At 63.8% G+C, this 13,738-nt stretch carries 13 protein-coding genes; 6 read left to right on the top strand and 7 right to left on the bottom strand.

Annotated elements, in window-relative coordinates; genetic code table 11:
* Positions 1-26 precede the first annotated feature (26 nt).
* Together JEY66_RS17995 and JEY66_RS17990 are read right to left on the bottom strand one after the other, a co-directional pair.
* Entirely contained in the window at positions 27-1,178 is a 1,152-nt protein-coding gene (locus tag JEY66_RS17995; RefSeq protein WP_026192988.1) for an acyl-CoA dehydrogenase family protein, read from the bottom strand.
* Between the two features lie 36 nt (positions 1,179-1,214).
* Positions 1,215-1,757 (bottom strand): OsmC family protein, encoded by a 543-nt coding sequence (locus JEY66_RS17990; protein WP_016845029.1) that lies wholly within the window; start codon positions 1,755-1,757, stop codon positions 1,215-1,217.
* A gap of 255 nt (positions 1,758-2,012) precedes the next feature.
* Here JEY66_RS17990 and JEY66_RS17985 point away from each other — a divergent pair, with 255 nt between their 5' ends.
* The gene (locus tag JEY66_RS17985) at positions 2,013-2,678 is read left to right on the top strand and encodes a TetR/AcrR family transcriptional regulator (RefSeq protein WP_018272432.1); all 666 of its coding nucleotides are present in this window, start codon (positions 2,013-2,015) and stop codon (positions 2,676-2,678) included.
* Between the two features lie 71 nt (positions 2,679-2,749).
* Here the strand turns inward: JEY66_RS17985 and JEY66_RS17980 are convergent, their stop codons facing one another.
* Positions 2,750-3,241, bottom strand: a complete 492-nt coding sequence (locus tag JEY66_RS17980) for a GlcG/HbpS family heme-binding protein (protein ID WP_018272433.1) — start codon at positions 3,239-3,241, stop codon at positions 2,750-2,752.
* A gap of 111 nt (positions 3,242-3,352) precedes the next feature.
* Entirely contained in the window at positions 3,353-4,081 is a 729-nt protein-coding gene (locus tag JEY66_RS17975; RefSeq protein ID WP_018272434.1) for an SDR family oxidoreductase, read from the bottom strand.
* A 280-nt stretch (positions 4,082-4,361) separates the two neighbouring features.
* Between JEY66_RS17975 and JEY66_RS17970 the strand changes: the two genes are divergently transcribed.
* Entirely contained in the window at positions 4,362-5,600 is a 1,239-nt protein-coding gene (locus JEY66_RS17970; protein WP_016845023.1) for an ABC transporter substrate-binding protein, read from the top strand.
* A 99-nt stretch (positions 5,601-5,699) separates the two neighbouring features.
* Here the strand turns inward: JEY66_RS17970 and JEY66_RS17965 are convergent, their stop codons facing one another.
* Positions 5,700-6,146, bottom strand: a complete 447-nt coding sequence (locus JEY66_RS17965) for a YybH family protein (RefSeq protein WP_085964840.1) — start codon at positions 6,144-6,146, stop codon at positions 5,700-5,702.
* Between the two features lie 193 nt (positions 6,147-6,339).
* Here JEY66_RS17965 and JEY66_RS17960 point away from each other — a divergent pair, with 193 nt between their 5' ends.
* The 3 genes from JEY66_RS17960 (at position 6,340) to JEY66_RS17950 (ending at position 8,448) form a co-directional block, all read left to right on the top strand.
* The gene (locus JEY66_RS17960) at positions 6,340-7,032 is read left to right on the top strand and encodes a glutathione S-transferase C-terminal domain-containing protein (protein ID WP_016845021.1); all 693 of its coding nucleotides are present in this window, start codon (positions 6,340-6,342) and stop codon (positions 7,030-7,032) included.
* A 169-nt stretch (positions 7,033-7,201) separates the two neighbouring features.
* Positions 7,202-7,438, top strand: coding sequence for a hypothetical protein (locus JEY66_RS17955; protein ID WP_125459147.1), 237 nt, complete (start codon positions 7,202-7,204; stop codon positions 7,436-7,438).
* 164 nt (positions 7,439-7,602) lie between these two features.
* Positions 7,603-8,448 carry a class I SAM-dependent methyltransferase gene (locus JEY66_RS17950; RefSeq protein WP_026192990.1) on the top strand — a complete coding sequence of 282 codons (846 nt, stop codon included), beginning with the start codon at positions 7,603-7,605 and terminating at the stop codon, positions 8,446-8,448.
* 297 nt (positions 8,449-8,745) lie between these two features.
* Here JEY66_RS17950 and JEY66_RS17945 read toward each other — a convergent pair whose 3' ends face one another.
* Positions 8,746-10,035: an IS4 family transposase gene (locus JEY66_RS17945; protein WP_018269112.1), complete on the bottom strand. Its 1,290-nt coding sequence runs from the start codon at positions 10,033-10,035 to the stop codon at positions 8,746-8,748.
* Positions 10,036-10,310: 275 nt separating this feature from the next.
* On the bottom strand, positions 10,311-11,510 hold the full coding sequence (locus tag JEY66_RS17940) for a TrmJ/YjtD family RNA methyltransferase (protein WP_018272436.1): 1,200 nt from the start codon (positions 11,508-11,510) through the stop codon (positions 10,311-10,313).
* A gap of 313 nt (positions 11,511-11,823) precedes the next feature.
* Here JEY66_RS17940 and JEY66_RS17935 point away from each other — a divergent pair, with 313 nt between their 5' ends.
* Positions 11,824-13,551: an alpha/beta hydrolase family protein gene (locus JEY66_RS17935; protein WP_016848510.1), complete on the top strand. Its 1,728-nt coding sequence runs from the start codon at positions 11,824-11,826 to the stop codon at positions 13,549-13,551.
* Positions 13,552-13,738: the final 187 nt, after the last annotated feature.

Raw genomic sequence — 13,738 nt, 5'->3', positions numbered from 1 at the left:
CGGTTTCCACTTTTCCGGATCATGCTTCAGCCATCCGCCAGCATCTTGCGCAGCTGCTTGGTGGCGGGCGTGACGATGGCGACGAAATAGGCCTCGCGCAGCCTGCGCTGGGCGCGGTGGCTCATCAGGTAGCCGCGCGCGCCGCAATGGAGCATCGCGGCATGTGCGAATGCGACGCTGGCATCGCCGATCCGCAGCCGCAGTGCGACGACGCGGCGCCAGTAGCTGTCATCGGCATTGTAGGGATCGCTTGCCAGCGCCATCGCCTCCTTCTCGAACTCGGCATAGAGCTCGCGGAATTGCAGCGGCTGTTGCGGCAGATAGCGGTTGACGTGTCCGAGCGGCGCATGGACCTCGTCCATGATGTTGATGCAATCCTTCATCAGCCCAAGACCCATGCCGGCCTGCAACAGGATGAAGCCGGCGCGGATTTTCTTGACGAACGGCGCAGCCGGCTCGGCCAGGATCAGTTCGTCCGGCACGAACACGTCGCGAAACTGCACGCCATAGGTGCCGGTGCCGTCCATCGCCAGGAACGGCTTGCACGGCGTCAGCGTGATCGCGGGATCGGAGCAGTCGGCGAGGAACATCACGGTGCTGGCCGGCTCGCCGCGTGCGATGCCGCCCGGCTCGCCCTTGGTGCCCTCGTCCTCGCGCTCGAAGATCGTGCCGAAGTAATGGCCGGGCCCGAGGTTCGACACCCAGGGCAACGCACCGCGGACGATGTAGCCGCCCTCGACCTTGCGGCCCTTCAGCTTCAGCCGCTCGATGCCGAAGAAGCTCTTCATCGGGTTGGAGAGCCCGGTGCCGCCGAGCACGCGCCCGCGCGAGAAGCAGTCACCGAAGCGCGCGGCGAGCTTCATGTTGGTGGAGTTGGCGACGTACCAGACCAGCGTGTTCTGGCACCACGCCATGAAGGCGGTGGCGCCGCAGACCTCGCCGAGCGCGGCCATCGACTGGATGGCCCAGCGCAGGTCGGCAGGACCCTCCTGCGGCACATGGCTGCTCCAGGCGCCGACCTTGCCGAGCCGGTGCAGGAATTCGCCGGGATAGACCGAGCCGGCATCGACCGCGGCTGCGATCGGCGCCAGCTCCTGACGGGCAAGGCGGGCAACCTCGTCCGCAATGGTCGGTGCGGGATCTTGAGCTGCGACCCGCGACAAAGCCAGTGAACCCATGGATGATCTCCGCACCTTGAATTGCCGGTCGGGCGTTTACGCGCTGACCTCGAGATTGACGGGACGGGTGAAGGTGTTGGCGACCGGCGACCACTTCTTCACATGCGCCACCAGCGCGTCGATCTCGGCCTGCGAGACCCCCTCGCACTCCATGTCGACCTTGACGCGGACGTCGGTGAAGCCGACCGGCTTCTCGCTGACGTCGCCGGTGCCCCACACCGCGGTGATGTTGAGATCGCCCTCGAGCTCGAGCTCGAGCTTGTTGACGACCCACCCGCGATGCACGGCGTTGGCGTGCAGGCCGACAGCGAGGCAGGAGCCGAGCGCGGCGAGCGAGGCCTCGGAGGGATTGGGCGCGGTGTCGTCGCCGAGCAGGCCCGGCGGCTCGTCGACGATGTAGGGCGCGAGGTTGCGGATGTAGTTGGCGTGGCGGAACTTGCCCTCGGCCACCGTCTTGCACTTCAAGGTCTTGATCACCTTCGGGTTGGCCTTGCCATTGGCAATCAGCTGCTCGAGCCCGCCTCTGTCGATCGGCGCGAGGCAGCCGGTCAGTGCGGTTTTCTGGGCGACAGCGGTCATCAGTTTTCTCCCTGGGAGCGATGGAATTGGTCAGGATACCGAACGGTCTGTTTCCTGCACGAAGCGTGCCAGTCCCGCCGCAAATCAAAAGGCGAAATCCCGCAGCCGCTTAGGCGGAGCTGCCTGCGGATTGATCAGTGCCGGCCTGCTCAATCGCCAAGCAAATGCCGCGCGACCGCGATGATTTTCAGCGCATCGATAGGGGCATGAAGATGCGACTTGATGATTCTGCCGCGCTCCGATTTACTGCCGCGCATGGCCAAATCGCTTGCGAAGAAAAAAACTGCCGCGGCGTTCACCGCCGGCGACGATGAATCGGCGCGCGGGCGCCTGCTGAACGCCGCAACCCATCTGTTCTGCAAGAACGGCATCAACGCCACCGGCATCGATGCGATCATCGACGAGGCCGGAACCGCGAAGACCACGCTCTACAAGCTGTTCGGCTCGAAGACCAACCTCGTGCATGCGGTGCTGGAGAGCGAAGGCCGGCAGTGGCGCGAATGGTTCATCGGCGCGATCGAGGCCGGCGGCGGCGATCCGCAGACCAAGCTGTCGCGGATCTTCCCTGCCCTGAAGACCTGGTTCGCCGAGGAGCGCTTCTATGGTTGCCCCTTCATCAACGCGGTCGCCGAGCACGACAAGGACGCCAAGCAGTTCCGCAACATCGCGCTGAAGCACAAGAAGGTGGTGCTTGCGCATATCGAGAAGCTAGCCGGCGAAATGGGCGCGGCCGAGCCGGCCGTGCTCGCGCACCAGCTCGCGCTGCTGATCGACGGCGCCATCGTCGCGGCCATGGTGTCGTGCGATCCGACCGTTGCCGACACCGCGGGCCTCGCCGCCGATAATCTGTTCGCGCCGGCGAAGGTGAAGAAGCCCAAGCGCGCGGGCAGCGCCGCGGAGCAACAGCTTCTCGCCGTGTAATGCCGAGGACGCCGCAACCGGCGGCGCCCCTACCCTCGTCCCATGTTTCGGCTGAAGGCGCGGTGTCCGCGCTACTTCAGCGCGTCCGCCACCTTCGCAAGGCCGGCATTGGCGCAGACCTCATCCTTCTCGCCGCCCGGTGCGCCCGAGACACCGACGCCGCCGATCACCTCGTTGCCGGCCTTGATCGGCACGCCGCCGCCGACGCCGACCACGTTCGGGATCTGCTTCAGGAAGGCGTTGGCCGGATCTTCCATCTGCTTCATGGTGGCAAGCGAGGTCTGGCTACGGGTGCGCGCGGTGTAGGCCTTCATCCGCGCGAATTCCATCGTGTGCGGACCGGTGCCGTCGCCACGCACCGACGCCGCGACATTGCCGCCCTTGTCGACGATCACGACCGAGACCTTGTAGCCGTCCTTGGTGCACTGATCGAGCGCCGCCTGCATGATCGCCAGCGACATTGCCATCGAGACGTTCTTCTCGACCAGCGGCGCCTGCGCCAGTGCAGGCGTGGCGGTAAGGACGGTGACGGACGAGAACAAAGCCAGACTGAAACGACGCATGAAAAGCCTCCCTGAGAATTGTTGTTGTGTGCCCTCTCGAACACTGGGTGGCGCGGAATAATCCCGCCGCGCCGGACAAAATTTGGCCTCGGCCCGGGCGGCACGCAAATCCTACAAATCGAAATTCGTTGGCAGCATCACGACGTCGCGGATCGTCATGCCGCGCGGCCGGGTCAGCATGAACATCACGACCTCGGCGACGTCGCTGGCCTCCAGCAGGCTTCCGGCCGCCTTGGCCTCCTCAAGCTTCTCGGGCGGCCAGTCCGCCAGCAGCGCGCTGATGACGGGTCCGGGCGAGATCGAGCCGACGCGGATGCCGTGCTTGAACACCTGGCGCCGCACCGTCTGGACGAAGCAGTTGACCGCCCATTTCGACGACGCATAGACCGGCTCCCACGGCGTCGGGAAATGCGCGGCGAGCGAGCTCGTGACGATGATGTCGCCGGTGCCGCGCGCGATCATGTGCGGCAGCACATCGTGCACGTTCTTCATCACGACGTTGACGTTGAGGTTCAGCATCCGGTCGATCGCAGCGGTGTCGGCATCGACGAGGTCGCCGCCGACATAGGTCCCGGCATTGGCGTGCAGGATGTCGAGCTGGCCGGCCTTCTCGAGCACCTTCGGCAGCAGCGTCGCGCAATCGCCGGGATCGAGCAGGTCGATCAGCAGCGGGATTGCCGCATCGCCGTGCTTGCGCCCGAGCGCCTGCAGCGCGGCGGCGTCGCGGTCGACCATCACCACGCGCGCGCCCGCGGCCAGCATCGCCTCGCTGCTCGCCAGTCCAATGCCCGACGCCGCGCCGGTCACGGCCGCTACCTTGCCTTCCAGTGCTTTCGCCATCGGTCCACCCTGCCGAAATCGCCGCGATATCTGCCGCAGTATAGCAATTCGGGGCGGCGTTTCGGTAACCGAGGGTGGAAAAACATTCCGTCACGCCGCGCGGCGGCTGCCGAATATTTCTGCTGATAGCGACTGCGCACAAGTTCCACCGCGCTCCTTTCATAGACTGGTTTTGATCCGGCTTGGGCACTATGAAATGCTTCACGCCGACATGCCCGTCAGAGGCTGCCAAAACGGCCAATAATGCCAAACGGCCAACAAGAAGAAGCGGAGGAATACAATGACAAGGCCCCGTTCACCCCAGCCAACCCGCCGTCATCTCATCAAGGGCGCTGCCGCCACGTCAGCCACGCTGCTGCTCGGCAAGCCCGCCGTCGCCAAGGGTAAGACGGAGGGCAAGACCGAGATCGTCATCGGCAATATCGACGCCTATTCGGGACCGGCTGCGGTCTATTCGTCGATCGGCCGCACGCCCGGCGGCTATTTCAAGATGATCAACGAGCAAGGCGGCATCAACGGCCGCATGATCAAATACATCACCTATGACGACGCCTACAGCCCGGCCAAGACAGTGGAACAGGCGCGCAAGCTCGTCGAAGGCGACGAGATCGACGTTCTGTTCTCGCCGCTCGGTGCGCCGACCAATGCGGCGATCATGAAATACATGAACCAGAAGAAGATCCCGCATCTGTTCATCGCTTCCGGCGCCACCAAGTTCGGCGACCACAAGAACTTCCCGTACACGATGGGCTTCATGCCCTGCTATCAGATCGAGGGGCGGACCTTCGCGCAGCACGTTCTCGCGACCCAGCCGGATGCCAAGATCGGCATCATCTACCAGAACGACGATTTCGGCCGCGACGTCTTGAAGGGGTTCAAGGACGGACTTGGCGGCAGGACATCGTCGATCGTGGCGGAGTTGTCCTATGAGACGTCGGATCCGACCATCGACAGCCAGGTGGTGCGATGCAAATCCGCCGGCGCCAACGTGTTCATGAGCATGACGACGCCGAAATTCGCGGCCCAGGGCATCAAGAAGGTCGCCGAGCTGAACTGGCAGCCGACGCATTATATCGGCAACAACGCCTCCTCCGCTGGCTCGACGCTGAAGGCCGCGGGCTTCGACATTTCCAAGGGCATCATCTCGAGCGCCTACATGAAGGACCCCGTCGACGCCGCCTGGGACAGCGATCCCGCGGTGGTGAAGTGGCGGGCGTTTCTCGACAAATACGATCCGGCGGCGGCCAAGAACGACATCTACGCCGCGATCGCCTATGTCGTCAGCCAGGTCATGGTTCAGGTGCTCAAGCAGTGCGGCGACGATGTCTCGTCCGAAAGCATCATCAAACAGGCGGCGAACCTGAGGGATTTCGAATCCGACCTCCTGCTGTCAGGCATCAAGGTCAACACCTCGCCGACCGACTACTATCCGCTCGAGCAGTTGCAACTGGTGCGCTTCAGCGGCGAACGCTACGAGATCCTGGGGCCGGTGATCGACGGCGGCATCTCGAAGGCTTGATCGTCCGAAGCGTGCACCGCTGGCGCGAAATGCGCCCATAGACGTCGTCGAAACCGCGCGCCGAAGCGCGCGGCGGGATCGAACAAGGGGATGCCCCTCCTACTTCGGAGGCGGCGGTTTGGGCATCGCCGACAGCAGGCGAATTTTAAGCTTGCCTCCCTCGGTCACGTAAGTTGCCGTCCAGATGCCCCCTGTCTCGATAGGCGCGCCGCTTTGGTTTTTGCCCGAGATGCGATACCCGCCGATGGCGAGCGCCATGTCCGAGCCGATCGGCCATGCCTGGTCCACCGTGATTTCCTCGTGGTCGAACCCGGCCTTGAAGGCACCTTGATAAAACTCCGCAATGTCGGAGCGCGGCCCCGCGGGATTCACGTGGATGCCACCGGTCGCGAACAGCGCGGCAATTCCCGCGCCGTCCTGCTTGTTGAAGCTCGCCGCATATTCGGAAGCAATCCCTTCGACCTTTTGCTTGGAATCACCGTCCGCAGCCATTGCCGACAACGAAAAGACCATCAGGAATAGGCATGAGAAGCACGTCCGCAGCATCGCAATTCCTCCCTGAAAATATCTGTATTAAAAATCGCCCGACCCGGGACGAGGACTGCAATAAGACATCAACTACGGATTGTAGGCAATCGTTTCAGGCGCTGCGACGCAACACGCGGGCTTAACTACCTGGCGTTTCCAGCTGACCAATTCTGAGATAGCCTGTGGTCACACTCGAACGTGACGAGCCGCCATGCTCACGCTCTATTCCTATCCGCCGCTGTTCGGCGTCGCCGACAACAATGGCTATGGCCTGAAGGTATTCGCCTTTCTGAAGCTCGCCGGCGTGCCGTTCCTGCACGAGCACATCTTCGATGCGTCGAAGGCGCCGCGCCAGCAATTGCCCTATATCGTCGACGGCCGTGACACTGTCGGCGACAGCGAGACCATCCTCGCCTATGTCACCGGAAAATATGGCGTGGCGCTTGATGCCGCGCTGACGCCGGCGCAGCGCACGACCAATCTCCTCGTCACGCGGACGCTCGACGATCTCTACTGGGTAATGTCCTATTCGCGCTGGCAGGACGAGCGCTACCGGCCCCTGTTCCGCGATGCGCTCATGCGCGAGCATCCGGGCCTCACCGATGACGGCTTGATGAAGGCCAAGGAGTTCAACGCCCGGCGCTATTACTATCAGGGCATCGGCCGCTTCGAGCCCGACGCCGCGATGGCCCGCGGGCTCGCCGATCTCGCCGCACTGGCGAGCCTGATCCCGAGCCAAGGCTATGTGCATGGTGACAAACCGACGACCGTCGATGCCGGCATCTATGGCTTCGTGGCCAACATCTACTTCTACGACATCAACACGCCGTTGAAGCAATTCGTGGTCTCGCACGAGGCTCTGGTACAACACTGCCGCGCCATCCACGCGGCAGTGAGCAAGTGAGCCGGGCCAACTCAACCTCCATTCAGCTGCACGGTATCCGTCCCGAAGTCCTGGCCCTGAATCACCGCGCAGGTGGAGATATCTGCGCCGGCGTGTCGCAGTCGGCCTCTCACAAACAGAACGATTTCAGGGGTAGTATCCCGTCCCTGCGCTAGCTGCGGAGCCGGTCATGGCTGCAAAATTGTCTTCGGGCATTTTCGCGTCAGCCCTCGTTGGGGCAGCAGTGCTTTTGATTGCAGGTCCGCCACCTGCATGGGGCCTGCTGTTGCTCGGCTCCTTCGCACTGGCGGCGCTCTACGTCGTTGCGAGAATGAAGTCGCGCTACGATCCGCTCGATCCACGTTTCGGCAGCTGCATCCCCCCGATATCCAAGCCGAAGGGCGGCGGCAATGACTCCACCACCTGAGCGCCGTCCAGCATCGATCAGATGCGGATCGTGCAAGGACGTCCTGAGGGCCTGAAGCCGACATGGGAAGCGCGTCGGCTGCAGTTCGCATTCCATTTGGAATTTTTTGCAGTTTGTTTTCAGCCGACACTCGGTTGGATTTTCAGCACCAGGAGATTGATCAAATGCAGACGCCTACCGCAAACCCCCGGGGAGCAGAGTTTTGGAACAGCACCATGGGGCACTCATGGGTTTCGCAGCAAGCGGTGATCAGCGATGTCTTCACGTCGGTCACCAGCGTCAGCTTGGGTGCTGCGGCGGCAAAGCGGGGTGAGCGTGTAATCGATATCGGATGCGGCACCGGTGACACACTGTTGGCGTTCGCCAGGATTGTTGGTCCGTCAGGTGCCGTGTTGGGTGTCGATATCTCGGCCCCGATGCTGGATCTGGCCAGGCATCGTGTCGCCGAGACGGGATTTGGCAACGTGACTTGTGCGCTGGCCGACGCGACGATCTACGGCTTCGAACCTCGCTGGGCGGATCTGGTGTATTCGCGTTTTGGCCTGATGTTCTTCGATGACCCGATCAAGGCCTTCACCAACATCCGCAGCGGAATGAAAGCCGGCGGGCGGCTGGTGTTCGTCTGTTTTCGCACCATGCCGGAGTCGCCGTGGTTTCGCGTGCCGATCGAGGCGGCACGACCGCACGTGCCGCCTCAGCCGCCGCTCGATCCATTGGCGCCCGGGATGTTTTCGTTCGCGCGCGAGGAGCGCGTTCGCGGTATCCTGACCGAGGCGGGGTTTCACGAGATTACGCTCAAGGCCACCGACGTGCCGATCCATGGCGGCGACATCGCGCAAAGCATGGCCTTCATCACCCAGGCCGGCCCGCTGCCTGCACTGCTCGAGAATGCCACGGACGATCAACGTCGCCGCGCCATGGAAGCGGTACGCAACGCGCTCGCCGCAAGCATCGGAGCCGATGGGCGCGACCTGCATGTGGGTCTGTGGCTCGTGTCGGCGTCAGCCTAGCGAGATGCCGCCTACTGGATTGTGAAGGCAGATATCACGCCATCCGCGCCACACCGCGCCTGTGGTCGGCACTCGGCTTTCCCTTCGCCCTCTGTAATCAGAGCGGCGAAACGACGAGCAAAGCTCGGGCGAAGCGCGTCGCGAGAATGCGGATGTGTGACTCACCGGCCGCGCAACACATGCGTCGTCCCTGCGAAAGCAGGGATCCATTACCCCAAACGCTGATTGTCTTGCGACGGTGGAACAACGAGTCACTTCAACAACACAAGCCGCGGCGTATGGGTCCCTGCTTTCGCACTAGGGCATGCACATATCTCTGAGGCTCCATCCTGCTGCGACGGCCAGGAAGTATTCGAGGCCATTTTTGAAGGTGATGGGGCCTGGAGGTTTAGACGACGGGTAGCCGTCCCAACCGCCAAGGCGGCCGATGATCCAGGCTGCCCAGGTGAGGCTGTCGGGCGGATGTGGGTTTTTCAGTCGCTTGCTCCTGGCCTCGAGTTGCCGGTTGAGGGCGGCAAGCGCGTTGATCTCGTTGTCGTTGAAGGCAACGCGAATGGGCTGCTGACCGCCATCGCGCGCTTGCAGAAGCTGGATGGTGATGACGGCTGCCTTGGCGGCGATAGCGACCAGTTTGAGGAGACGATCGGCGGTTCCGATCTGGCTGTCTTCGAGCTTGAGGCCCTGCGTCTTCAGGACGCGGAAGAACTGCTCGATGATCCAGCGCTGCTTGTACCATTCGACGATACGCCAGGCGTCGTCGACGGTGGCGATCTCGTGAGAGGTGATCAGACGCCAGTGCAGCGGCTCTGCGCCGGGCCCGGCATTGATCTCGCACACGTCGACCACCGCCAGCGGCAAGCTTTTCGGCAAATGGCGCAGGAACTTGCTCTGCGGGCGGGCAAGCTCGATTGCGCCAAAGCGGAGTTCGAGATGGGCCTGACGTGCCGGTCGCGCCGCGCGCGCAGGCAGTTGGATCGCCCTCCGATCCACCACAGGCATGGCGTCGGTGGCCTCATACAGGCCGGTGCGGTCGGCAAGCTTGCGATCATGCATGCTGCGCGCGATGACATGGAAGTGCTGCTCGGCCGAGCTGGCATAAAGGGCAAAGATATCGCTCTCGCGATCACCGAGGACCGTCACCGTTCCGGCAGCGGTGAGCAGCGGCTTGGCCGCAATGGCGGTGGATATCCAGCGTTGCGATTCCTTGTCAGACAAGTCACGTGCGTCATGCGTCGTGGTGCGACGCCCCTGGCGCGTCCATACCTGCCCACTCAAAAGTCCAAGACAGCTGCCATCGTCGGCATCCACGGCCAGCAGCGGATGCAGCAGCACGCCGTGGTTATTGCCCTTGCCGATTTCGCCGAGCCCGCGCCGGCGTTGCGGCGTGGTGTTGAAGTGGATCTCGCTGGTGTCCTGGATCGCCAGCACATGGCGGCCCTCTACCGCGGCAACCGTGCTGTCGCCCCAGCTTTCGATGATCCGCTCCGCCGTCACCTTGTCGTGGCCGAGAAAGCGGTTGAACCGCACCTCCAGCGCACGATCACCCCTGGAAAGCCGCCGCAGGCAGACCGTCTTGCCCGCAACCATGCGTTCGACGAGCGCCGCCCCCCTTTATCGAGACGACGATCCCCGAACCGTCCTAACGTCCAGTCAATTCGTAACAACACCCGACACCCCCGTCCAACCTGGAGCGTCGCAATAGAAATCACACGGATCGCCGATTCTGGAATCCCCTGTCTCCATCCCGAGTCAATCCGCCGCACCAAATATGTGCATGCCCTAGTGCTTTCGCAGGGACGACGCGTGGAGGGGGCTACGCGCTCAAATCCACGCGTAGGACGGGGAGAGAGCGGCGGCGATCTTCACCGCGCCTGCTGCAGCCCCGCCTCCAGCCGCGCGAGTTCGCCGTCGAGATTGCGCTCGACTTCGGCCACCTGCATGTCGACCACCCGGTAGTCGCGCGCCTCGAGCCAGGCTCTGCGCTTGGCGCGGTCGGCCCCGATCGCCTCGCTCTCGTTCGGGTTGACCAGTTCGATCGCGAGCCGGTGCACGAAGGAGACGAAGTCGGGGATGTGGCGGCCGACCGGGGTCTGGCGCTTGAACTGGCCGGCGAAGCGGCGGTCCCGCGTCAGCGCCTGCCACAGGATCCGTTCGGCGTCGGTCGGGTTGCGGCGGAGCAGCCGGGCGAGCCCGCGCACGGTGCTGCTGCTATCGGCGGTCGCGCCACCCTGCCCCTGCTCGGCGAGCAGCGCCCGCAAGCGCGTCGCCTGGGCGCCGTCGAGCACCCCGCCCTTGGCGGGGCCCTTGCGGCCCTCGGCGATCGCCATCACCACCCCATGCAGCGTGTGCATGTCCTGCTTGGTCGGATCCATCCGGGTGAAGATGTTGCGCAGGTTCACCAGCATGGTGTCGCGCTTCTCCGCCGGCCGCAGGAACTCGACCTTGTCGAGCTCGGCGACGAGGTTGTCGAAGAACGCCTGCATCTGGTGCTGGGAGGCCGGCTCGGACCGCTCGGGCATCGCGAACGGCAGCGCGCCGGCGGTCGAGAGCTTGAACCACTCGTAGCCCATCAACAGCACCGCCTGCGCCAGATTGAGCGAGGCGAAGCCCGGATTCACCGGGAAGGTGATGATGCGGTTGGCGAGCGCGACCTCTTCATTGGTCAGGCCGGCGCGCTCGCGCCCGAACAGAATGCCGGCGCCGCCGCCGGATGCGACATGACCGACGATCGCACTCGCCGCGCCTTCCGGCCCGACCACCGGCTTGGCCTGGTCGTGGGCCCGGGCGGTGGTTGCAAACACCAGCGTGAGATCGGCGATCGCCTGCTCGACGGTGTCGAACAGCTCGACGGAACCGATGATGTGGTCGGCGCCGGCGGCGGCGCGCTGGGCGGCAATGTTCGGCCAGCCGTCGCGCGGGTTCACGATGCGCATCCTCGACAGCGCGAAGTTGCCCATCGCGCGCGCGGCCATGCCGATGTTCTCGCCAAGCTGCGGCTCGACCAGGATGACGACGGGACCGGCAAGGTCGTGCCCTGCCTTGGTCTTGTCGGTGCCGGACATCTCACTTCACTTTCTGATTCAACGTCTGAAGATTTTGAATCAGCTTCCGAGGAGGCTGATTCAAAATCTCATGCAGGGGCCCAAGACCGCATCGACCAGCTTTGCACCGGTTTTGCGCGGGACCATTTTCTCCAAGGAGATAACAGGGTTAGCGGCGTTTGCGAATCCTCAATCGGAGTCCCAATCGCACGAAGCGAAGGCTGCCGCTTGCGCGCACTTGGCCTTCGGATAGGCTATCAACCACAACCAAAGCGAAGCTGTAAAGGCACGCTTGAGACGCCGGTTGAACGGCGAGGCACCTTGGGGGACGACGATGCGGGGCAGATGGACGCTGGCGATTTTGGGCCTGATCTTGATCGTGGCGGGGGGCCTGCTCGCCCACTTCACGCAGACCTCCGGCGGCATCCGGATCGAGGATGTGCGCTTCAAGGGCGCCAAGGGCAATACCATGAGCGCCCTGCTTTATATCCCACCAAATGCCACGCCGCAGATTCCGGCGCCCGGCATCCTCGCCGTCCACGGCTATATCAATTCGCGCGAGACCCAGGACGGCTTCGCCATCGAGTTCGCCCGCCGCGGCTACGTGGTGCTGGCGCTCGACCAGACCGGCCACGGCTATAGCGACCCGCCCTCCTTCGCCAACGGTTTTGGCGGACCTGACGGCCTTGCCTATCTGCGCAGCCTCCAATTCGTCGACAAGGAGAATATCGGGCTCGAGGGCCATTCGATGGGCGGCTGGACCGTGCTCGCCGCCGCGGCAGCAATGCCCAACGACTACAAGTCGATGGTGCTCGAGGGCTCGTCCACCGGCAAGCCATTCGCTGCCGAGGGCACCGTGAGCTGGCCGCGCAACACCGCGCTGGTGTTCGCGCAGTACGAGGAATTCCCCGACCTGATGTGGAGCGTCCAGCTCGCCCGCGACGTCACCAAGAGCCCAAAGCTCTGGGCGCTGTTCGGCACGCAAGGCGCGGTCGAGCCGGGCAAGGTCTATGGCGATCCGGCCGACGGCACCGCGCGGGTGCTGTACACCCCGGCGTTGACCCATCCGGCCGAGCACATCTCGCATGAGGCGATCGGCTACAGCCTCGACTGGTTCGCCAAGACATTGAAGGGCGGCACGCCGCGGCCGGTCGACGACCAGATCTGGTTCCGCAAGGAAATCGGCACGCTCATCGCCCTCGTCGGTTTCATCGCCCTGGTCATCGGGACGTTCGACGGTTTGCTGGAGGCCAGGATGTTCTCCCGCCTGCGGCTGCCGGCGGTTGCCGACGGCACCATGCCGCCACATCAGGCCGCGAGCGGCCGGCGCTGGACCACGGCGTTCATCCTGTCCGCCTTCATCCCGGCGCTGACCTATTACCCGGCCTTTGCGCTGGGCGGCACTTTCGTCACCCCGAGCGCGTTCCTGCCGCAGGGCATCACCAACCAGATCCTGGTCTGGGCCATCATCAACGGCCTGATCACGCTCGCCCTGATGCGGTTCGCCCCGAAGCGCACCAGCCGGACCGGCCTCGTCGGTCAATCCGTCGTGATCGCGCTGGCTTCGGTCGCGGTCGGCTACGCCGCGCTGTGGCTCGCCGATCTCGCCTTCAAGATCGACTTCCGCTTCTGGATCGTCGCACTCAAGTTGATGAGCGCGAAGCAATTCCTCATCTTCCTGATCTATCTGATTCCGTTCACGGCGTTTTTCGTCGTGGCGCTGCACGTGCTGCACCGGAATTTCTCGACCATGGATGCGCCGCGCGGGGCGCTGTACCTGACCAACATCCTGGCGCTGACGTTCGGTTTCATCGTGTTGCTGGTGCTGCAATACGGCACGCTGTGGCTGACGGGGAAGCTGTTCAACCCGGTCCCGGACCCCGGTTTCGTGCCGCTCTCGACCATCGTCGCGATCCAGTTCGTGCCGCTGCTCGCGATCGTCGCCGTGATCGCGACCTTCACCTGGCGGCGGACCGGATCGAGCCTGCCGGGGGCCCTGATCGCGGGCCTGTTCGTGACCTGGTACATCGTGGCCGGCACCGCGACGCAGGTCGCATTTTAGAGGGTTTTCAAGCGAAGCGGGCACCGGTTCGCATGAAGAAAACCCGTCAAAAAACCAGGCCGGGAGGCTCCATTCTGGTCCGTCCAGAATGGCGGTTCTCGGTGAAAAGATGGGCTGAAAGTGCATAACCGGTGCGCTTTCGCCCGTCGGCGGGCGGTGCTATAGCGCAGGCGTATTTTCCACCCCC

Source organism: Bradyrhizobium elkanii USDA 76 (assembly GCF_023278185.1).
GTDB classification, from domain to species: domain Bacteria; phylum Pseudomonadota; class Alphaproteobacteria; order Rhizobiales; family Xanthobacteraceae; genus Bradyrhizobium; species Bradyrhizobium elkanii.
Note: the sequence above shows the minus strand (reverse complement) of the source record. Positions and strands in the feature narration are given on the sequence as shown.

Excerpts from the sequence above, each read along its gene's own strand:
- JEY66_RS17985 (WP_018272432.1), top strand. The coding sequence starts at position 2,013 with ATGGCCAAATCGCTTGCGAAGAAAAAAACTGCCGCGGCGTTCACCGCC.
- JEY66_RS17975 (WP_018272434.1), bottom strand. The coding sequence starts at position 4,081 with ATGGCGAAAGCACTGGAAGGCAAGGTAGCGGCCGTGACCGGCGCGGCG.
- JEY66_RS17960 (WP_016845021.1), top strand. The coding sequence starts at position 6,340 with ATGCTCACGCTCTATTCCTATCCGCCGCTGTTCGGCGTCGCCGACAAC.
- JEY66_RS17990 (WP_016845029.1), bottom strand. The coding sequence starts at position 1,757 with ATGACCGCTGTCGCCCAGAAAACCGCACTGACCGGCTGCCTCGCGCCG.
- JEY66_RS17945 (WP_018269112.1), bottom strand. The coding sequence starts at position 10,035 with ATGGTTGCGGGCAAGACGGTCTGCCTGCGGCGGCTTTCCAGGGGTGAT.
- JEY66_RS17980 (WP_018272433.1), bottom strand. The coding sequence starts at position 3,241 with ATGCGTCGTTTCAGTCTGGCTTTGTTCTCGTCCGTCACCGTCCTTACC.
- JEY66_RS17995 (WP_026192988.1), bottom strand. The coding sequence starts at position 1,178 with ATGGGTTCACTGGCTTTGTCGCGGGTCGCAGCTCAAGATCCCGCACCG.
- JEY66_RS17940 (WP_018272436.1), bottom strand. The coding sequence starts at position 11,510 with ATGTCCGGCACCGACAAGACCAAGGCAGGGCACGACCTTGCCGGTCCC.
- JEY66_RS17970 (WP_016845023.1), top strand. The coding sequence starts at position 4,362 with ATGACAAGGCCCCGTTCACCCCAGCCAACCCGCCGTCATCTCATCAAG.
- JEY66_RS17955 (WP_125459147.1), top strand. The coding sequence starts at position 7,202 with ATGGCTGCAAAATTGTCTTCGGGCATTTTCGCGTCAGCCCTCGTTGGG.
- JEY66_RS17965 (WP_085964840.1), bottom strand. The coding sequence starts at position 6,146 with ATGCTGCGGACGTGCTTCTCATGCCTATTCCTGATGGTCTTTTCGTTG.
- JEY66_RS17950 (WP_026192990.1), top strand. The coding sequence starts at position 7,603 with ATGCAGACGCCTACCGCAAACCCCCGGGGAGCAGAGTTTTGGAACAGC.
- JEY66_RS17935 (WP_016848510.1), top strand. The coding sequence starts at position 11,824 with ATGCGGGGCAGATGGACGCTGGCGATTTTGGGCCTGATCTTGATCGTG.